Origin of the sequence: Nocardia sp. NPDC005825 (genome assembly GCF_040630175.1) — a bacterium.
Classification (GTDB): Bacteria; Actinomycetota; Actinomycetes; order Mycobacteriales; family Mycobacteriaceae; genus Nocardia.
In genome coordinates this window covers 744,721-762,461 of sequence record NZ_JBEXXC010000001.1, presented here as the reverse complement: position 1 = coordinate 762,461, position 17,741 = coordinate 744,721, and the positions used below count along the sequence as shown (strand labels likewise).

Annotated in this window: 20 protein-coding genes; 11 read left to right on the top strand and 9 right to left on the bottom strand. The window is 69.5% G+C overall.

Translation table 11 applies throughout. The features are described from left to right. Window positions 1-94 precede the first annotated feature (94 nt). Window positions 95-628 (top strand): hypothetical protein, encoded by a 534-nt coding sequence (locus ABZ382_RS03635; RefSeq protein ID WP_357084024.1) that lies wholly within the window; start codon window positions 95-97, stop codon window positions 626-628. 24 nt (window positions 629-652) lie between these two features. Here the strand turns inward: ABZ382_RS03635 and ABZ382_RS03630 are convergent, their stop codons facing one another. Both ABZ382_RS03630 and ABZ382_RS03625 read right to left on the bottom strand, forming a co-directional pair. Further along, a complete protein-coding gene (locus ABZ382_RS03630; RefSeq protein WP_357083396.1) occupies window positions 653-868 on the bottom strand; it encodes a mechanosensitive ion channel family protein in 216 nt (71 codons plus the stop codon). Between the two features lie 51 nt (window positions 869-919). Then, window positions 920-1,888, bottom strand: a complete 969-nt coding sequence (locus ABZ382_RS03625) for a zinc-binding dehydrogenase (protein ID WP_357083393.1) — start codon at window positions 1,886-1,888, stop codon at window positions 920-922. Window positions 1,889-1,972: 84 nt separating this feature from the next. On the opposite strand from ABZ382_RS03625, the gene ABZ382_RS03620 reads away from it, so the two are divergent. Then, window positions 1,973-2,551: a helix-turn-helix domain-containing protein gene (locus ABZ382_RS03620; protein ID WP_357083390.1), complete on the top strand. Its 579-nt coding sequence runs from the start codon at window positions 1,973-1,975 to the stop codon at window positions 2,549-2,551. Here the strand turns inward: ABZ382_RS03620 and ABZ382_RS03615 are convergent. Then, window positions 2,533-2,931, bottom strand: coding sequence for a helix-turn-helix domain-containing protein (locus ABZ382_RS03615; protein ID WP_357083387.1), 399 nt, complete (start codon window positions 2,929-2,931; stop codon window positions 2,533-2,535). The genes ABZ382_RS03620 and ABZ382_RS03615 overlap by 19 nt on opposite strands. A 112-nt stretch (window positions 2,932-3,043) precedes the next feature. Here ABZ382_RS03615 and ABZ382_RS03610 point away from each other — a divergent pair, with 112 nt between their 5' ends. Next, window positions 3,044-3,979 (top strand): NADP-dependent oxidoreductase, encoded by a 936-nt coding sequence (locus tag ABZ382_RS03610; RefSeq protein ID WP_357083384.1) that lies wholly within the window; start codon window positions 3,044-3,046, stop codon window positions 3,977-3,979. Between the two features lie 108 nt (window positions 3,980-4,087). Here the strand turns inward: ABZ382_RS03610 and ABZ382_RS03605 are convergent, their stop codons facing one another. From ABZ382_RS03605 to ABZ382_RS03590, 4 genes are read right to left on the bottom strand one after another with little or no spacing between them, the layout of a single operon-like run. Next, the gene (locus tag ABZ382_RS03605) at window positions 4,088-4,726 is read right to left on the bottom strand and encodes an NUDIX hydrolase (protein WP_357083381.1); all 639 of its coding nucleotides are present in this window, start codon (window positions 4,724-4,726) and stop codon (window positions 4,088-4,090) included. Between the two features lie 10 nt (window positions 4,727-4,736). Then, a complete protein-coding gene (locus ABZ382_RS03600; protein ID WP_357083378.1) occupies window positions 4,737-5,990 on the bottom strand; it encodes an adenylosuccinate synthetase in 1,254 nt (417 codons plus the stop codon). 24 nt (window positions 5,991-6,014) lie between these two features. Continuing rightward, window positions 6,015-6,995 carry a hypothetical protein gene (locus ABZ382_RS03595; RefSeq protein ID WP_357083375.1) on the bottom strand — a complete coding sequence of 327 codons (981 nt, stop codon included), beginning with the start codon at window positions 6,993-6,995 and terminating at the stop codon, window positions 6,015-6,017. 5 nt (window positions 6,996-7,000) lie between these two features. Further along, window positions 7,001-8,020 (bottom strand): hypothetical protein, encoded by a 1,020-nt coding sequence (locus tag ABZ382_RS03590; protein WP_357083372.1) that lies wholly within the window; start codon window positions 8,018-8,020, stop codon window positions 7,001-7,003. A gap of 277 nt (window positions 8,021-8,297) precedes the next feature. On the opposite strand from ABZ382_RS03590, the gene ABZ382_RS03585 reads away from it, so the two are divergent. The 5 genes from ABZ382_RS03585 to ABZ382_RS03565 all read left to right on the top strand — a co-directional run bounded on the left by ABZ382_RS03585 (window position 8,298) and on the right by ABZ382_RS03565 (window position 13,535). Beyond that, window positions 8,298-9,143: an alkaline phosphatase family protein gene (locus tag ABZ382_RS03585; RefSeq protein WP_357083369.1), complete on the top strand. Its 846-nt coding sequence runs from the start codon at window positions 8,298-8,300 to the stop codon at window positions 9,141-9,143. A gap of 112 nt (window positions 9,144-9,255) precedes the next feature. Beyond that, window positions 9,256-10,542 (top strand): MFS transporter, encoded by a 1,287-nt coding sequence (locus ABZ382_RS03580; protein WP_357083366.1) that lies wholly within the window; start codon window positions 9,256-9,258, stop codon window positions 10,540-10,542. Next, window positions 10,539-11,516, top strand: coding sequence for a hypothetical protein (locus tag ABZ382_RS03575; RefSeq protein WP_357083364.1), 978 nt, complete (start codon window positions 10,539-10,541; stop codon window positions 11,514-11,516). The genes ABZ382_RS03580 and ABZ382_RS03575 overlap by 4 nt, the downstream gene beginning before the upstream one ends. A 144-nt stretch (window positions 11,517-11,660) precedes the next feature. Beyond that, entirely contained in the window at window positions 11,661-12,224 is a 564-nt protein-coding gene (locus tag ABZ382_RS03570; RefSeq protein WP_357083361.1) for a DUF4334 domain-containing protein, read from the top strand. Between the two features lie 78 nt (window positions 12,225-12,302). Then, on the top strand, window positions 12,303-13,535 hold the full coding sequence (locus tag ABZ382_RS03565) for an FAD-dependent oxidoreductase (RefSeq protein ID WP_357083358.1): 1,233 nt from the start codon (window positions 12,303-12,305) through the stop codon (window positions 13,533-13,535). Between the two features lie 4 nt (window positions 13,536-13,539). Here the strand turns inward: ABZ382_RS03565 and ABZ382_RS03560 are convergent, their stop codons facing one another. Both ABZ382_RS03560 and ABZ382_RS03555 read right to left on the bottom strand, forming a co-directional pair. Then, the gene (locus ABZ382_RS03560) at window positions 13,540-14,424 is read right to left on the bottom strand and encodes an aldo/keto reductase (protein WP_357083355.1); all 885 of its coding nucleotides are present in this window, start codon (window positions 14,422-14,424) and stop codon (window positions 13,540-13,542) included. Between the two features lie 137 nt (window positions 14,425-14,561). Then, window positions 14,562-15,188, bottom strand: coding sequence for an alpha-ketoglutarate-dependent dioxygenase AlkB (locus tag ABZ382_RS03555; protein ID WP_357083352.1), 627 nt, complete (start codon window positions 15,186-15,188; stop codon window positions 14,562-14,564). A 274-nt stretch (window positions 15,189-15,462) separates the two neighbouring features. Here ABZ382_RS03555 and ABZ382_RS03550 point away from each other — a divergent pair, with 274 nt between their 5' ends. From ABZ382_RS03550 to ABZ382_RS03540, 3 genes are all read left to right on the top strand, one after another. Next, entirely contained in the window at window positions 15,463-16,296 is an 834-nt protein-coding gene (locus ABZ382_RS03550) for an alpha/beta hydrolase (protein WP_357083349.1), read from the top strand. Window positions 16,297-16,385: 89 nt separating this feature from the next. Continuing rightward, complete coding sequence (locus ABZ382_RS03545) at window positions 16,386-17,165, top strand: hypothetical protein (protein ID WP_357083346.1); 780 nt, start codon at window positions 16,386-16,388, stop codon at window positions 17,163-17,165. Window position 17,166: 1 nt separating this feature from the next. Then, window positions 17,167-17,736 carry a hypothetical protein gene (locus ABZ382_RS03540; protein WP_357083343.1) on the top strand — a complete coding sequence of 190 codons (570 nt, stop codon included), beginning with the start codon at window positions 17,167-17,169 and terminating at the stop codon, window positions 17,734-17,736. Window positions 17,737-17,741 lie beyond the last annotated feature (5 nt).

The window sequence follows — 17,741 nt, the reverse complement described above, 5'->3', positions numbered from 1 at the left end:
CCGTGGTTTCACGGATGCTCGGCGGTCGCGCGCCGGGTTGGGTAGTCGAGGTTCGAACGACTGTGAGTGGGAGAGGTACGTGGAATCGGTGCGCGTGAGCACGAAGGACAGGCGGTGGCGGCGGCTGGCTCCGATCGCCGTGGTGGCCGCCATGGTGGCGCTGGCGGGTTGCTCGGTGGTGCAGAAGGGCGCGGAATCCATCAAGGACGCGGGCAAGTCCGAGACCGGGCGCGCGAAGGTCGGCGATTGCATCAACGTTATCGAGGGGTCGATGATCAATTCGAAGACCGAGCCGGTGGACTGCGCCTCGCCCAAGGCGGTGTACCAGGTCGCGAAGGTGTTCAACGCCAAGACCGACTGCTCGGGCGACTACACCTCCTACGAGGAGACCCTCAACGGCTCCTCCATGGCGTTCCTGTGCCTCGCACCGAACTTCAAGGAGGGCGTCTGCTACCACGAGAGCATGCTGACCGGCTACCAGTACGCCGACTGCGGCTCGACCAATGCGAGTTTCCGGGTGCTGACCCGGATCGACGGCCAGTCCGATGAGAACCTCTGCGGCGAGGACGCCGACAATGTCATCACCTTGTCCGAGCCGCGGACGACCTTCTGCCTGCAGCGGGTCTGATCCCCGCGCCGAGCCGGTGCGAACTCACCGGCTCGGCGCGGCGTGCACCGGATCGGGAATCTCGATGCCCTCCAGCCGGAATCGCTGGTGCAGCCGCTTCATGAACTCGCTGATCAGCACGTACTGATCGGCGTAGGCGCGGGTGCGCAGGATGACGCGGAACCGGATGCCGAAGTCGCCGAAGGTGCGGAAGCGGACGGCCGGTTCGGCGTCGGTGACGCCGGCGTCGAGCTCGGCCATGACGCGGCGGGCTTCCTCCACGCATTCGTGTCAGAACTCACCGCATGTGGTTCATGGGTTCAGGATGATCGTGCCCTTGGCTGCCCGCTCGGCCAGGAGTTGGTGGGCGTGGGCTGCCTGATCCAGCGGTAGTACCCGGTCGATCACCGGGGTGAGCGAGCCGTCGGCCGCCCGAGTCAGGGCTGTGGCCTGGGCCGCGGCGACCCCGGCCAGCCAGGCGGGACCGGAGCAGCCGGTGAGGGTGAGTCCGCGCATGATCAGGTCCATCGCCCCGACCTGTGCGGGCGCGCCGGACAAGAAGCCGTAGCTGAGCATCCGGCCGCGCAGGGGGGTCATGAGGTCCAGTAGCGCCAGGGCGGATTCGCCGCCGATCGAATCGAAGACGACATCGATCGTCGCGCCGCCGAGGAGATCGCGCAGTTGGTCCGTCCAGCCGGGCGTGTGATGGTCGACGACCACGTCCGCGCCGAATTCGCGTGCCCGCGCGGCCTTCTCGGGCCCGCCCGCGGTGGCGATCACCCGCGCCGCGCCGTATTCCTTGGCCAGCTGGGTGAGATAGGCCCCGACGCCGGTGGCCGCGGCCTCGACGAGGATCGTCTCGGTTCCGGTGAGCCGCGCGGTCTCGAGCAGTGGGATGGCCACCGAGCCGCTCATGGCGACGGCCGCCGCGGCGGTGGTGCTCAGTCCGTCGGGGATCGCGGTGGCGGCTTCGGCCGGAACGCGGACCTGTTCGGCGTAGGTGCCGAAACTGTTGCTGCTCACCACGACTCGCCTCCCGATGAGGGCCGGGTCCACGCCCGGGCCGACCTCGGCGATGACGCCCGCGGCCTGGGTGCCGAAGACGATCGGGAACTGCACCGGCAGCGGGAACGCGCCCAAGCGCAGCATGGTCTCGGGGAACAGGACGGGAATCGCCTCGGCGTGCAGCAGGATCTCCCCGGCCTGGGGGCGTGGCGCGGGGGCGTCACCTGCCACCAGGACCTCGGGTCCGCCGGTGCCGGTCAATAGGATTGCTCGCATCGATAACCTCATAAGTTGACTGACGGTCAAGATATGTCTGCGAAGATATTGACTGTCGGTCAAGTTGTCAATGGAAGTGGTGATATGAACCCGCCCAAGGAACGCGCCGACGCGGCTCGCAATCGGCAGGCAATCCTGGCAGCGGCCCGCAAGCTGTTCGCCGAAGAAGGCGCGGAGGCGGCGACGATGGATCGCATCGCCGCCGAGGCGGGGGTCGCCAAAGGGACGCTGTTCCACCGGTTCGGCAACCGCGCGGGCTTGCTGTACGAGCTGGTCGCGGACGGGGCGCTCGGTTTGATGGAGGCGGTGACCAGCGGTCCGCCGCCGCTCGGCCCGGGCGCGCCCGCGGGGGAGCGCCTGCTCGCCTACTTCGACGCCATGACCCGGCTGATCGCCGACGACCTCGAGTTGAACATCGCCTACCAGGCACTCCCGCCGCACCCGCGCCGCGACGAATTCCACGCCTTCTGGGCGAATCACATCGGCACCCTGCTGCGCGAGATCCGCCCCGATCTCGACGCCGAGGTGGTCGGCGGTCTGCTGCTCGCGCCGCTCGGCGGCGAACTGGTGCCCTACCTGGTCCGTTCGGGCCAGCGGGAGCGTCTGCTCGACGGTGTCCGGCAGCTGGTCCGATCGGTGATCGATCAGCCCGCGGCGTCGTAGCTTTCGCGGGCCGCGAGCACGTCCTCGATGTGGGTCTCGGCCCAGTCCTTGATGGCCCGCATGACCGGCAGCAAACTCTGCCCGAGTGCCGTGAGCTCGTAGTCGACCCGCACCGGAACCGACGATGTGACGGTGCGGGTCACCAGTCCGTCGCGTTCCATGCCGCGCAGGGTCTGGGTGAGCATCTTCTGGCTGACGCCGGCCACGATGCGATTGAGATCGCTGTAGCGGCGGGGACCGTCGGCGAGCGCGTTGAGCAGCAGGCTGACCCACTTGTCGCTGATCCGGTCGAGCAGGTGCCGGGTGGGGCATTCCTGGATGTAGGCGTCATAGTCGCGCCGGGCCTCGGTGCGCCGCTGGGCGGCGGTCTTGGTCGCCATGACTCTCCCTGACGTTCGGTACGCACTTCCGGGTACGTACTTCCCGATGGAGAGTAGCACTCCGTAGGTTCGGTGCTCTGAGTGGGAAACCGTACAGCAGAGGAGTTTTCGCATGCGCGCCGTCATCGTTCGAACCTTCGGAGGTCCCGAGGTCCTGGAGCTGGCCGAGACGCCGGTCCCGGATCCGGGTCCCGGCCAGATCCGGATCCGGGTCGCTGCGGCGGCCGTGCAGCCGGTCGACCTGCACACCCGATCCGGTGGCCTGGCCCAGGCCGGCCTGCTGGTGGCGCGGGACGTGATCGGCCTCGGCTGGGACGTCGCGGGCACGATCGACGAGATCGGCTCCGGCGTCACCGAATTCGCCCGCGGCGAGGAGGTCTTCGGCCTGTCCGACCGCTTGGACGTGCCGCTGGGCACGCACGCCGAGTTCGTGGTCCTCGACGCCGCCGCCGTCGCGGTCGCGCCCCGCACGGTGACCGCGGTCGAGGCGGCCACGCTGCCGCTGAACGCGTCGACCGCCCTGCAATCCCTCGACGCCCTCGCGTTGGGCGACGGCCGGACCGTGCTGGTCACCGGCGCGGCCGGAGCGGTCGGCGGGTTCGCGGTGGAATTGGCCGTGGCCCGCGGACTTCGGGTGGTGGCGACGGCCGCCGCGACCGACGAGGCCCTGGTCCGCAAACTCGGCGCGGAGTTCTTCGTGCCGCGTGGCGCGCGCCTGGGTGAGGCGGTGCGCGCCCTGGTTCCCGGCGGCGTGGACGGTGCGCTGGACGCGGCGGTGCTCGGCGTCGAGGCGCTGGACGCGGTCCGCTCCTCCGGGTCGTTCGTGGCGGTGGTCGGTGGCGGGGAGCCCGCGCCGCTGCGTGGAATCCGCGTGTCCAACACCTGGATTCGAGCCGACGGCGCGCGCCTGGCCGAACTGGCCGAACTGGTCGATGCGGGCCGCCTGACCCCGAGGGTCGCCGCGACTCTCCCGCTGGAGCAGGTCGCCGATGCGCACGAGCGGCTCGCTGCCGGTGGCCTCCGCGGCCGCCCGGTCCTGGTGCCCTGAGCCTCGCCCGGCTCGCGGGGCCGCGAACATCGTTGGGAGGGGAGGTATCCGCGGCCCGGGCGGCTCCGATGTGGCCTCCACTCTCGCGAGTTGGCGTCTCCGCCGGCCCTACCCTGCCGCGGCGTCGGTGAACGACCAGACCGCGGCGGGTCGTCCGGTGGCTTTGACTCGCACGCGTTCCCCGGTGCGGGCCAGGCCGGGAATGGCTGCCAGGGTGCGGTTCAGGTTGCCCGGGTCGGGTTTGGCGCCGTGCAGGGCGGTGGTGAGCCCGACCGCGCGGGTGGCGGTGAATTCGTCGCCGGTGAGCGCGCGGGTGAAAGTCAGGTCCTTCCACAGCATGTCGGCCAGCCGTTCCCGGGCGGCGGCGACGATCTGATTGTGGTCGAACGCCAGCGGCGGGACGGTGTCGAAGGGCACCCAGGTCGCGGTGTCGGATTCGTGCGCGCCGACGACCGCCCACATGGCGATGGACAGGGTCGGCCCGCGCGGGTCGCGGTGGGGTTCGTCGAAGGTCGCGACCTGTCCGACGGCGAGGATGGCGTCCTCGGGCACCCCGAGTTTGGTGTGCACCGCGCGGTGGGCGGCGTCGGCGAGGCGTTCGCCGAGGCCGAGCAGCACGCCCGGCAGCGCGAGTTCCCCGGCGAACGGTTCCCACCGCCGCGCGGCGATGCCGAGCGTGGCGGTGGGGTCGTCGGGCCCGTAGCGCAGGGCGATCACGTCGATGGATACCGCGGATTGTTGCTCCACAAATGGACAATCATGCCTGAGCGGTGATCCGGACCGTGCGATCGGCTCGATCCGGGCCGTGGGCGGTGAGCACCACGGGTGCGCCGAGTTCGGCCTCCAGGTAGCCGGGGACGTCGGCGGGCAGGTCGGCCAGGGCCGGGGTGGCGGCGTCCAGCAGGTCGGTGAGCCCCTGCTGGTGGTCCAGGTCCTGCCAGACCCCGCAGTCTAGCCGGTCGACGCACCCGTCCGCGGTGAGATATCCGGTGGCGGTGCGGATGTCGCCGACCGCGTCGAGGTGGTTGACGGCCAGTCCGTCGATCCCGCCGCAGGCGTCGATCGCGTAGCGCAGCAGCAGCGGATCGAGGTGCCCGCGCCGGAACGCGCCCTGGTACATGCCGGTTCCATTGTGCGGCTCGGGAATCGCCAGCGCGGGGTCCTCGGTCGGGAAGGGCCCGGCCCCGTGCCGTGTCATGTAGGCGCGGGTCACGCCGAGCACGTAGCCGGGAGCTCCGATGCGCGCCAGCATGTCCCGCGCGTTGCGGGGTTCCACGGTCGACCAGGTCGTGTACGGGTGGGTGCCGCGCCATTCGTCGAGCAGCACGCCTTGCGCCCCCTCGAACACCAGTCGCCCGCTGCGCGCGAACCCCGCGAGCTGTTCGCCGGGCAGGATGGCCACCGCGTCGGCGAAGGCGGTGTACGCCGCGAGTAGATCGTCGATCGGGTCGTAGCGGTGCCGTCCTGCGGCGAGCAGCGGCGCGTAGTGCTCTTCGAGTGCGATCAGTTTGCGCCGCAGCACATCCGGTCGCGCGCAGTCGGCGACCCGCGGCGCGTCGTGGTCGAGGGCGTAGCTCGCGGTCTCCCCGATGCCGATGCCGCACGAACCGTGCCGGGCGGTACCCCTCGTATCCTCCCGGCAGCGGTTGGCGGCCCCGTGGATCGGCGTGGTGAGCAGAGCGCGTTCGTCGACGTAGAGCAGCGACAGCGGATCGGCCACCCCCAGCGCGGCGAGTTCGCGGGCCTCGGCCGCCAGGGCCAGGGGCTCGACGAGCATGTGCCGCGACAGCAGGGTCGGCACCCCGGACAGGGTGCCGGACCCGAACTGCCGGAAGGTGTGGTGGCGGCCGTCGGCGACCACATTGTGGGCGGCCTGCGCCCCGCCGTTGAACCGCACCACCGCGGCCACGTCGAGCCCGGCCCGCGGTGAGCACAGCCAGTCGACGGTGGCGCCTTTCCCGGCGTCACCGAAGCCGAGGTCCACCACGATCAGGTGACGGCCGCCGAACATGAGCTGTCCCTTTCGCTTTCGTGATCAGAGATCGACGTCGTCGGTCCCGGTGGCGGCGGGCAGCGCGCCGACGCTGCGGCCCCGGCGGACCCCGCCCAGCGGCGCGAGCGCCTTGCCGACCGCGTCGGCCTCACGGGTCGACCCGATATCGCGCAGGTCGGCCAGTCCGGCCCCCAGATCGACGCGGTCCTCGCCGATTCCGATGGTCACGGCGATGAGCTCGCACACCGCGGCCGGATCGTCGAGCCGCAGGAACCGCTCGCCCAGCAGTTCCTGCCAGTGTTCGGAGATCTCCGGATCCCGGTAGTAGCTGGACTGATTGGGCAGGATGTAGTGCACGTTCCACCGGTCGGCCAGTTCCCGGTAGATGGAGTCGACGGCGATGTCGCTGCGCACGTCGTCGCCGATGACGGCCTGGATGTGCCGCGCGGGCAGCCGCTTCTTGTTCAGCTCGTCGCCGACGATGAACAGGTAGCCCTTGCGGCCGCGCTTCTCCCACGCGTCGGTGACGGTGTGGCGGGCGATGAAATACGCCGCCAGCTCGTAGCTTTCGGACTTCTGCCCACCGCCACCGCCCTCGAGCAGGATCAGCCGCAGCTGCTCGTCCATGCGGTTGTCGGATTCGAACTGCCCGACCTGCAGCGGCACCCGGTCGCTGTCGGCGTCGCCGATGGCCCCGAACAGGATCTGCGGATCGTCGGCATAACCCTTGCGCTGCAACAGCCCGTGCAGTTTGGCCAGCTTCTCCTGCATGACCCGCGGCACCCGGCCCATGGACCCGGTGACGTCGAACAGCACCGCGATGGGCAGCGAGTTCCCGTGGTCGTCGGAGTCGCGCGACTCCCGCATGCCCACCCCGAACGGATCCAGGGTGGGGTGTGCCTTCCACTGCTCCCACGGCGTGGACCGCATGTCGGCGGTGTAGCCGAAGTCGTCGAGTCCGCCGGCCGCACGGAAGGTCCGCGCCGCGTCGTAGGCGCTGTCGTCCCAGCTTCCGTAACCCATTGCTATCACTTACCTTTCGTGAGCTCGAACGGCCGGAAGCGGCGCTTCCCGTAGAGCCGGTCGAGCAGATCGTCGAATTCGCCGAGCAGGTCCGCGGCGTCGGGCCGCAGTCCGGGATCGGCTTGCAGGCACCCGGTGGCGTAGGCGCGCATCGGGGCGGGCGCGCGGTCGCCGAGCATGGTGAGCATGAGGCGATGCGCGAGGTGGACGTCGGTGGCGGGGGAGACCGCATCGCGGATCTCGGGCGGATAGTCCAGCGACTTCAGCGTGGCCGCCGCGGGATTGCCCGGCCGGGTCGCGAATGACCAGCCCACCAGCACGATTCCGTGCAGTCGCGGATGCACCAGCACATTGGCGGGACTGATCGCGGTGTGCACCCAGCCCGCCAGCCGCGCCCCGGCGAGGCAGCGCAGCAGCCGCCGGTGCATCCACGCGTAGTCGCGCGGGTCGAGCCCGTCCGGATAGGCGGCGCGGACCTCCTCCATCGTCACGAACCCGTCGGTCAGGCCGGCCAGCACATTGACGGTGCGTTGTTCGCCGGTGCCCGAGTCGAGGTGGTCGACGGTGTCGACGAGTTCGGGGAAGTACGGTCGCAGCCACTCGTGCTCGGCGGCCACGCTCGCGATGTCGCGCAAGGCGTTTCGCTCACCGGCCAGCAACCGGTTGGCGGCCGCGCGGCGGGGGATCTTCACCACCCGATCCGAGCCGGAGCGGTACACGTCGGCGATGGATCCGGCCGCGTGCAGCGCCCCGACGGGATGCCGCCCGCGCGCCCCGGTCACCTCGAAGGCGGCCTCGTCCAGGTCCAGCCACCACTGGTACAGCTCCGCGAGCCGGGCGAAGGCGGCGCCCGCGGCCGCCGCGTCGACGGCCTCGACCCGGTCGGGGTGAACCAGTGCGGCCAGCCGGTGGTACCGGCGTCGTGCCGCCTGTCTGCTCGTGGAATCCGTTGCGGCGGAACCGAAGAGGTCTTCGGGCCGCCGAGCCGCCCGGATGGTCTCCGCGGTCTCTCGCGCTGTCGTCATGGTTTTAGGCTAGATGACTAAAACGGGGAACGCCAGCGATTTCGACAACTTTTTGTAGATCTGACGAAAACGCTGGTGGTCGCCGGTTTGCTGCGTCGAAACTCGTGCTGCGACAGGGGTACTCAGTCCGAGTCAGCGGAAACCGGCCATGCGATTTGTTCACTTTCCCCACATCGGATGGCCGCAGAGCATTCGTCGTTCCGGCGCATGGCGGTTCTTAATATTGCGCGGCCCTGGCGGTGCTGCCGGGGCTCGCTCGAATCCTTCAGGAGGATCTGTGTTCAGGAAGCGCATCGCTGCCGCCGTCATGTCGGCCGCCGCGTTCATCGGTATGGCGACGTCCGCGGTCGTCAATTCGTCGGAAGCCGCTGCGGCGGGCAGTGTTCCGGTGTTCGACCACATCGTGCTGGTGATGTTCGAGAACCACGCGTACTCGCAGATCAACGGCAGCTCCAGCGCGCCGTACTTCAACAGCCTGGCCGGGCAGGGCGCGAAGTTCACCCAGTCCTACGGCGTCACCCACCCGAGCGAGCCCAACTACCTCGCGATGTTCTCCGGCTCCACTCAGGGCGTCACCGACGACAGCTGCCCGCACACCTACAGCGGCAACAACATCGCCAACCAGCTGCTCACCGCCGGCAAGAGCTACAAGAGCTACTCCGAGGCCATGCCCTCGGACGGCTACACCGGTTGCTCGAGCGGCACCTACCGTCGCAAGCACAACGCGGTCCCGAACTTCAGCAACGTGCCCGCGAGCTCGAACGTGCGGTTCAGCACCTTCCCGACCGACTTCTCCACCCTGCCGACGGTCTCCTACATCGCCCCCGACATGTGCAACGACATGCACGACTGCTCGGTCGGCACCGGTGACACCTGGCTGAAGAACAAGATGGACGCCTACGCGCAGTGGGCCAAGACCCACAACAGCCTGCTCATCGTCACCTTCGACGAGGACAACGGCGGTTCGTCCAACCACATCTTCACCACCTTCGTGGGCGCGCACACCCAGGTCGGCAGCTTCTCCAACCAGATCAACCACTACAACGTGCTCAGCACCATCGAGAGCGCCTACGGCCTGACCCACCTGAACCCCGCGGCGGAGATCACCAACGTGTGGAACTGACCGTTCACCGGGCAACCGGACCGATCGGCAGCTGAAATGACCCCGCTCGCGGACCCGACGATGTGTCCCGAGCGGCTTCCCCGCGACCCCCTGAGGTAGTACACCCATGTACATGTCCACGATCGACCGCCCGCATTCCGGGGGCGACGACGCGACACCGTCGCGCCGCAAGGCGTTCTTCCTGTTGAGCGGCAATGTGTTCGCGCTCGGCGCCGTCAGCCTGGTCACCGACATCTCCTCGGAGATGATGACCGCCGTGCTGCCGGTGTACCTGGTCGTCGGACTGCATCTGAGCCCCGCCGCGTACGGCGTCGTCGACGGCACCTACACCGGCGCGACGGCTTTGCTGCGGCTGATCGGCGGCTACGTCGCCGACCTCACCCGCCGCCGCAAGTTCATCGCCGGCCTCGGCTACGGACTGTCGGCGATCGCGAAACTCGGCATGCTGGCCGCGGGCAGCGCCGTCGGCGCGATCGGCGCGGTCATCGCCGTCGACCGCACCGGCAAAGGCCTGCGCACCGCCCCCCGCGACGCCCTGATCACACTGTCCACCCCGCCGCGGCTCTACGGCCGCGCGTTCGGCGTGCACCGGACGATGGACACCATCGGTGCGTTCGCCGGCCCCTTGGTCGCGATCGGCATCCTCGCCGCCACCGCGCAGGCCTACGACGCGGTCTTCGTGGCCAGTTTCTGCATCGCCGCGTTCGGCGTCCTGATCCTGGTGCTGTTCGTCCGCGACCACCGCGACGAGCGGCCCGCCAAGGGCGCGGTGTCGCCGCGCGCGCTGGGCGGGCTGATCCGGCTCGCCCCGGTGCGGCGGCTGGTGGCCGCGGCCTGCCTGGCCGGACTGGTGACCATCGGCGACGGTTTCGTCTACCTGCTGCTGCAGCAGCGGGAACACTTGAGCGTCAGCTGGTTTCCGCTGCTGGCGGTCGGCACCAACCTGTCGTATCTGGTGCTGGCCACCCCGCTGGGCATGCTCGCCGACCGGATCGGCCGCCTGACCGTGGTGCTCGGCGGCTACACCGCGCTGGTGCTGGTGTACCTGCTGCTGTTCGGGCCGTTCGGCGGGACCGCGCTGCTGGTGGTGGTGCTCGCGCTCTACGGCCTGTTCTACGCCGCGACCGACGGCGTGCTGATGGCGCTGGCCGGTCCGGTGCTTCCGAAAGCCTTGCGCACCACCGGGATCGCGCTGATCCAGACCGGGCAGGCGCTGTCGTACCTGGTGTCGTCGGTGGCGTTCGGGCTGGCCTGGAGCTGGTGGGGACCGGAGAACGCGAGCCGGGTCGCCGCGGGTCTGGTGGCGGTGGCCGTGGTCATGATCGCCGTGCTGCTGCGCGGCGTCCAGGTCGCCGGGACCGCCGAGGACGTCACCGAGACCGCGGAGGAGCACGCGTGAACCGGCGGATGGTCTTCGCCCTGCTCGGGGCGGTCGTCCTGGCCGCGGTCGCCGTCGGCTACGGCGTGATCACCGGGACGCGCGCGCAACCCGCCACCGCCTACGAGGCGCTGAACATCGCGCCCGGGCCCCGAATCCTGTTCCGCAGCACCGCGGCCGAGAGCAAGGGCCACGTGGCCATGGTGTCCGCCGCCGATCCCGGCGCGGCGCGCTCGGTGTCGAAACTCGAATGCCTGCGGGTGGCCGCGGCGGCCGGTACCGCCATCTGCCTGCGGCCCGACGGCCCGCTGGCCACCTTCCAGGCCGCCCTCCTGGACGCGGATCTGACCGTGACCCGGGAGATCCCGCTGGTCGGCGTGCCCAACCGCACCCGGCTGTCGGGCGACGGCCGGATGGCGGCCTGGACCGTGTTCGTGGCGGGCGACTCCTACAACAACGGCCGCTTCTCCACCCGCGCCGGACTGGTCGACCTGACGACCGGCGACATGATCGACTCCCTGGAGTTCCTGTCGGTCATGGTCGACGGCCGCCCCTACACCGCCGCCGATCTCAACTTCTGGGGCATCACCTTCGCCGCGGACGACAACACCTTCTACGCCACCATGTCCACCGACGGCCGCCGCTACCTCGTACGGGGCGATATGGCGGCGAAGACCGTCCGCACCATCACGCAGAACGTGGAATGCCCGTCGCTGTCGGCGGACGGCAAGCGGATCGCGTTCAAGTCGGCGATCGACGGCGACCCCGCGAAGGGCTGGCGGCTCTCGGTGCTGGACCTGGCCTCGGGCGGGCGCACCCCGCTGGCCGAAACCCGCAGCGTGGACGACCAGGCGGCGTGGCTGGACCCGAACACCATCGGCTACGCGATCTCGCGCGGCGGCGGCGACGCCGACATCTGGGCGGTCCCGGCCGACGGTTCGGGCAGTCCGCGGCTGCTCGTTCCGCACGCCGAATCTCCGGCGGCCCTGGGCTGAACGGCCCACGGCCCCGCGGGAACCGGTATCGACATATTCGGCCAATCCGGTCGTCAGAATGTCACGGGAGCTCTACCGGCCACCGCCGGGGCCGCCATTAGGGTGAGAGAAATTCTGTCGTTCACTCTCATCGAGGAGATCATGATGGTTGCCGCCGACTCGGCGACAGACGGTGCCGCGCGCCTGGAGACCCTGATGACGGTCGCGGCCACCGCGGCCCAGGCCTGGGAGCTGTTCGACAGCCTGCCGGGGGTGGCCGTCGACGAGATCACCACCGGCCGCTGGCGCGGCGCGGAAGTGGGCACCGGCCATCCGTGGGACGGCATGCTGGTCGAAACAGGCTGGTACGGAAAGCAGTTCGACAATGCCGACAGCGTCCAGCCGCTGCTGTTCCGGGCCCCCGACGGCGAGATCTTCCCGGTCGACCCGCGTCGGGTGCCGCTGTTCCTGGCGGGCAAGGTGCCGGTGACGGCGCTGTCCCCGGTGCGCCGCTCCCTCGGCGTGCTGCGGCCGATGCTGCGGACGGCGACCCCGAAGGCCCGGCTGCGGAATCTGGAGTTCCGTGGAAAGTCCAGTGCCGCAATGATCTACGACCACCTGCCGATCGTCGACGTCTTCCGCCGCGTCGGCGCGGACACCCTGCTCGGTGTCATGGACATGCGCGGCCTGGACGAGCCGTACTTCTTCGTCCTCCACCGCGACCGCTGACCGTCGCGAAGGGTCTGTGCCCGAGCCGGACTCGACCTACCATCGATGGTGACGGCGTCTTCGGCTCGGGAGGTCCCGATGGAACGCACGACCTGTCTCATCGCCGGCGGGGGACCGGCGGGCATGTTCCTGGGGCTGATGCTGGCCCGCGCGGGCGTCGAGGTCACCGTGCTGGAGAAACACGGCGACTTCCTGCGTGACTTCCGCGGCGACACCGTGCACCCCACCACCCTGGACCTGATCGACGCCCTCGGCCTGCGCGAGGATTTCGCCAAACTGCCGCAGCGGCGGCTCACCTCGATCCAGACCCCGATCGGTGGGCGGATGGTGCCGCTGGGGAGCTTGGACCACATTCCGGGACGGCACAAATACATCGCCATGGTGCCGCAGTGGGATCTCCTCGATCTGCTCGCCCGCGTGGGCGCCGGCGAACCGACCTTCCGGTTGCGCATGCGGACCGAGGCCGTCGACCTGCTGCGCAGCGGCGGCACGGTGACCGGCGTCCGCTACCGCACCGCGGACGGCACGACCGGCGAGATCCACGCCGACCTCACCGTGGCCGCCGACGGTCGCGGCTCGGTGCTGCGCGCGGCCGCGGGTCTGGGCGTGCGTAGGTGGGCGACACCGTTCGACACCTGGTGGTTCCGCATCCCGCGCCACGACACCGACCCCGCCGGACTGATCCCGGTGGTCAGCGCCGACCGGGTGGCCGTGATGTTCGATCGGGGCGACTACTGGCAGAGCGCGACCCTCATCGCGAAAGGCAGCGACGCCCACCTGCGGGCCGAGACGCCGGTCGGCGAGATCACGCGCGGCCTCGCCGACGTCGTGCCGTGGCTGGCCGACCGCGCCGACGCCGTCCACGACTGGGACGAGGTGAAACTCCTCGACGTCAAACTCGATCGGCTCGACCGCTGGTACACCGACGGACTGCTCTGCCTCGGCGACGCCGCCCACGCCATGTCACCGGTCGGCGGGGTCGGCATCAACCTGGCCGTCCAGGACGCCGTGGCCGCCGCCCGCATCCTCGCCCCGAAACTGCTGTCGCACACCGTCACCACCGCCGACCTGGCCCGCGTGCAACGCCGCCGCCTGCTGCCGACCGCCGTCGTCCAGGGCATGCAGCGCCTGGCCCACGCCCAGGTCGTGCGGCCCGCGGTGACGGGCCGCCTGAACATCGCCGACCTCCCTCGAACGCCCCTGCCGCTGCGGATCTTCCGCCGCATCCCGATCCTGCGCAACCTCCCGATCTTCCTGGTCGCCCGCGGCGTCGTCCCCGAACCGGTCCCGGACTTCGCCCGCCGCGCGTGATCCGTCAGGCCGGGACTGACGTCTCCGCGATCGCCGAGAGCCGAGCGAACTGATCCTGCGACAGCGTCACCGACCCGGCCGACACATTCTCCTCGAGATGCGCGACCGAGGTGGTGCCCGGAATCGGCAGCACCGTGGGGGAGCGGTGCAGCAGCCACGCGAGCGATACCTGCGCGGTCGTGGCCCCGACCTCGGCGGCCACCTCGGCGAGTACGCCGCCCGCCGCGGCCTGCGCGCCCCCGGCCACCGGGAAGAACGGAATGAACGCGATCCCGTGTGCCGCCGCGTAATCCACCACGCCCTCATGGTGGCGGGCCCCGAGGTTGTACAGGTTCTGCACACTGGCGATCGGCGCGATGGCCGCGGCCTCCCGCAACTGCTCGACACTCGCCTCGGACAGGCCGATATGGCGCACCTTGCCCTCGTCGACGAGCTGCCGCAGCGCGCCGATCTGATCGGCCAGCGGATAGGCCGGGTCGATCCGATGCAGTTGCAGCAGGTCGATGCGGTCGAGTTTCAGTCGCCGCAAACCCAATTCGGCCTGTTGCCGCAGATACGCCGGGTGCCCGAGCGGTACCCATTCGGTCGGGGAGGGTCGCAGAACGCCGACCTTCGTCGCGACCACCACCTCGTCGCGGTACGGCGACAAGGCCTCCGCCACGAGCTCCTCGTTCTCGCCCAGTGCGTACGAGTCGGCGGTGTCGATCAGGTTCACGCCGAGTTCGACGGCGCGCCGCAGTACTCGCACCGCGGCGGCCCGATCGGCCGGCGCCCGCCAGATGTGCCCCATGCCCGCCTCGAACCCGGGTTCGGGCGCGGCCGCCAATCGCATGGTGCCGTACCCGATCCGCTCGACCGGAAGATCGCCGCCCAGCAGGAATTCCGTCATGGCCCTCGACTCCTCGTGTGCTGTTCCGTTGCGGAATCCAGCAACCGGGTCCGAAGCACGTTCATTCCCTGCCCGATTTCGCCTCCGGCGAATCTGCGTTCAGCACAGCAAGGTTCGCGTGCACCCGGGCCGCCGGGCTACCGGACGCCGCGCGGACGGAACTGAATGCTGATGCGCGGCCCCACCGGGCGCCGGGTCTTGGGTACCGCGTGCTCCCAGGTCCGCTGACACGATCCGCCCATCACGATCAGATCCCCGTGCCCCAGCGGATACCGCACACTGGCCCCGCCCCCGCGCGGCCGCAGCAGCAACGCCCGCGCCGCCCCCACCGACACGATCGCCACCATGGTGTCCTCGGATGCCCCGCGCCCGAACGTATCCCCGTGCCACGCGACGCTGTCCTCACCGTCGCGGTAGTAGCACAGACCCGACGTGGTGAACGGCTCCCCGAGCTCGTCCGCGTAATGCGCGCTCAGCGCCTCCCGTGCCTGTTCGAGCACCGGATCCGGTAGCTCCCGGCCCTGCTCGTAGAAGCAGAGCAGCCGCGGCACGTCCACCATCCGGTCGTACATGGCCCGTCGATCCGCCCGCCACGGCACCTCGCTCACCAGCCGCTCGAACACCTCGTCCGCCCCGCTCAACCACCCCGGCAGCACATCCACCCACGCCCCGTCCCCGAGCTCGGTGCGCCGAACCCCCGTCAGCGCACCGAGCCCGATCTCCCCGAACCCGTCGAGGAGAGATCCCTGCCATGGCATCGACATGACCCGAACCTACCATGGATTCGAACATGTGTTCGCACATCATGGCGTGGCGCCTTCGCCGCCCGCTTCGTCCGTCTGGTGGGTGCGATCGGCCGGGCCGTAGGATTCACTTCGTGCCGCCGCGAGCCTGGCGAGCCGGCCACGCGACGTCCTCGAGCTCAGCGTTTCAGCACAGAGCAGCAGTGATCGAGTCATGTTTCTTTCGCGATCCTCCAGATAGCGTTCGGCTATGGCCCGGTACAAGGCCATCTCGACCGACAGATCGGATGGGCATATGGAACAGCAGGCAGCGGACACGGTCGTTCTCATCCACGGTCTCTGGATGACGCCCCTGTCCTGGGAACACTGGGTCGCCCGCTACGAGGAGCGCGGTCTGAAGGTCATCACTCCTGGTTACCCGGGCATCGAACCGGGTGACGCCGGGGTCGCGGCGCTGCGTGAGGATCCGTCGCCGCTGGCCGGCCTGGGCGTGACCGAGGTGTTCGACCACCTCGCGTCGGTGATCGGCGCGCTCGACACCAAACCGATCATCATGGGCCACTCGTTCGGCGGCGCGTTCACGCAGCTGCTTCTCGACGCGGGCTACGGCAGCGTGGGTGTCTCCATCGACGGCGCGGCGGTCAAGGGCGTGAAAGCGTTGCCGTTCAGCGAGATCAAGGCCACCTTCCCGGTGCTGAAGAACCCCGCCAACAAGGATCGCGCGGTCCCCATCACCCCGAAGGAGTTCCACTACGCCTTCACCAACAACCTCAGCGAGGAAGAATCCCAGGTCGTCTACGACCGCTACGCCGTCCCCGTCTCCGGCCGCATCCTGTTCCAGGGCGGTTTCGCCAACTTCACCCCGCACGCGGCCACCACCTACAACTTTGCCAACGACGACCGCGCGCCCCTGCTGTTCATCGCCGGCGGCAACGACCACATCCTGCCCCCGAGCGTCCAGCACGAGAACTACGAGAAGAACGCCAAGAACTCCCAGGCCATCTCGGCCTACAAGCTTTTCCCCGGCCGCAGCCACTACACCTGCGGCGAGGCCGGCTGGGAACAGGTCGCCGACGCCGCACTGGACTGGGCCCTCGCCCCGGTTCCCGGAGATCTCGGTCAGAACTGACCCCGAGCGCCACCGGCTCGGCGCGGGGCGGCCGTGCTAGTTTTCCGTCCAGGTCCACAGGCATCACCACCATCGCTGGAGGTTGAGACATGGATCAAGACACGATGCTGCAACTCGCCGCCGACGAGCTCGCGATGCGTGGGCTCCGGTATCGCGAGATCGAGGTGCTCGACTACGTCCCGTCACAGCCTGACCGTGTGCTGCTCTGCCCGGAAGGGGCGGTGCGAGTCTTCGTCACCGCCGAGGGTGATCCACTCCTGCAACAGGTTCGAGACGCCGCCGCCGCGCGTGAGGGTGCAGACGTCTACCTGGTCGAGAAGGTGATCAGCCCCCGTTTCGAGGGGCGTGCGCGACTTTCGCCCTACCAGGCGTGGCGTCAGCTGCAGCGCTCGCCGGTGTTCGCGAGTATTCGATACGGCGGCCGGACCCTCGCGACGAACGTCTTCCCGCCCGACAACCTCGGGATGGTCATCCTCGACAATCCGTACAACGGCGGACAGCTGAACCCGACGACGCTGACTCTGGTCGAGCACCGGCGTGACGATGCCGAGGTCGGATTGGCGGCGGTGGCCCTCAAGTACGCGCCGCCGCTGACCCCGGCCGAACGCGCCGCGTTGGCGCAGGTGCCCGAGGACCAACTGGAAGGGAACATGACGATCGCCGCGAGTTGCTGCCACAACGGCACTTTTGTCGTCTGGGCCGCCACGGCTATCGCCGTCACCGTCATCGTCGTCGCCACGGCCGCCGTCCGGTCCGAGGAGGAGGATCAGCAGCACCTGTCGGACGAGCACATCCAGCGTTTGGGTCCGTCGGCGACCGCCCGGGAATTGCTCGACATCCGCCGCGAAGCCCTCGGACACCTGCACTGACATGGCGCTCGACGACCTGATATTCGCCTTGCTGGCGGCAATTCTGTTGTCGTGGTTCACGGTGTCGGCGCTGTGTCAGATACCGCGGAAGGTCCAGACGTGGGAGGCCACCAGAGTGGAGCGGTGGGTTCGCGTGCACGATGTCTGCGGATTCGTGCCGCGCTGGCACTTCTTCGCGCCGACGCCGGCGACCGACGATCTGCATCTGCTGTATCGCGATAAATTGCCGGACGGCCGCGTCGCACGGTGGTGCGAGGTGCCCCCGGGCGTGCCACCGAAATGGTTGGGGCCCGTGTGGAATCCGCGCAGGCGGCAGAACAAGGCCCTGATCGACATCTCGGTCGAACTCGCGAAGACGTGCCAGGCATTGGACCGCGACAGCGCCAGGATCCAGCTCTCACTGGCGTATATCGCGACGCTCAACTTCGTCTGCAGTCTGCCGCGCGACCACCGCGCCGCCGCCACCCAGTTCCTCATCATGCGGTCGAAGGGAATGGACGACAATGCGGACCATCACGTGATCTTCCTGTCTCCCATGCATTCCTCGGAACCCGCGCCGAGCGAGAAGTAGACCGC

Coding starts and splice junctions, on each gene's coding strand:
- ABZ382_RS03545 (WP_357083346.1), top strand. CDS start 16,386: ATGGATCAAGACACGATGCTGCAACTCGCCGCCGACGAGCTCGCGATG.
- ABZ382_RS03550 (WP_357083349.1), top strand. CDS start 15,463: ATGGAACAGCAGGCAGCGGACACGGTCGTTCTCATCCACGGTCTCTGG.
- ABZ382_RS03580 (WP_357083366.1), top strand. CDS start 9,256: ATGTCCACGATCGACCGCCCGCATTCCGGGGGCGACGACGCGACACCG.
- ABZ382_RS03565 (WP_357083358.1), top strand. CDS start 12,303: ATGGAACGCACGACCTGTCTCATCGCCGGCGGGGGACCGGCGGGCATG.
- ABZ382_RS03620 (WP_357083390.1), top strand. CDS start 1,973: ATGAACCCGCCCAAGGAACGCGCCGACGCGGCTCGCAATCGGCAGGCA.
- ABZ382_RS03570 (WP_357083361.1), top strand. CDS start 11,661: ATGGTTGCCGCCGACTCGGCGACAGACGGTGCCGCGCGCCTGGAGACC.
- ABZ382_RS03540 (WP_357083343.1), top strand. CDS start 17,167: ATGGCGCTCGACGACCTGATATTCGCCTTGCTGGCGGCAATTCTGTTG.
- ABZ382_RS03630 (WP_357083396.1), bottom strand. CDS start 868: ATGGCCGAGCTCGACGCCGGCGTCACCGACGCCGAACCGGCCGTCCGC.
- ABZ382_RS03625 (WP_357083393.1), bottom strand. CDS start 1,888: ATGCGAGCAATCCTATTGACCGGCACCGGCGGACCCGAGGTCCTGGTG.
- ABZ382_RS03595 (WP_357083375.1), bottom strand. CDS start 6,995: ATGGGTTACGGAAGCTGGGACGACAGCGCCTACGACGCGGCGCGGACC.
- ABZ382_RS03610 (WP_357083384.1), top strand. CDS start 3,044: ATGCGCGCCGTCATCGTTCGAACCTTCGGAGGTCCCGAGGTCCTGGAG.
- ABZ382_RS03615 (WP_357083387.1), bottom strand. CDS start 2,931: ATGGCGACCAAGACCGCCGCCCAGCGGCGCACCGAGGCCCGGCGCGAC.
- ABZ382_RS03600 (WP_357083378.1), bottom strand. CDS start 5,990: ATGTTCGGCGGCCGTCACCTGATCGTGGTGGACCTCGGCTTCGGTGAC.
- ABZ382_RS03590 (WP_357083372.1), bottom strand. CDS start 8,020: ATGACGACAGCGCGAGAGACCGCGGAGACCATCCGGGCGGCTCGGCGG.
- ABZ382_RS03555 (WP_357083352.1), bottom strand. CDS start 15,188: ATGTCGATGCCATGGCAGGGATCTCTCCTCGACGGGTTCGGGGAGATC.
- ABZ382_RS03560 (WP_357083355.1), bottom strand. CDS start 14,424: ATGACGGAATTCCTGCTGGGCGGCGATCTTCCGGTCGAGCGGATCGGG.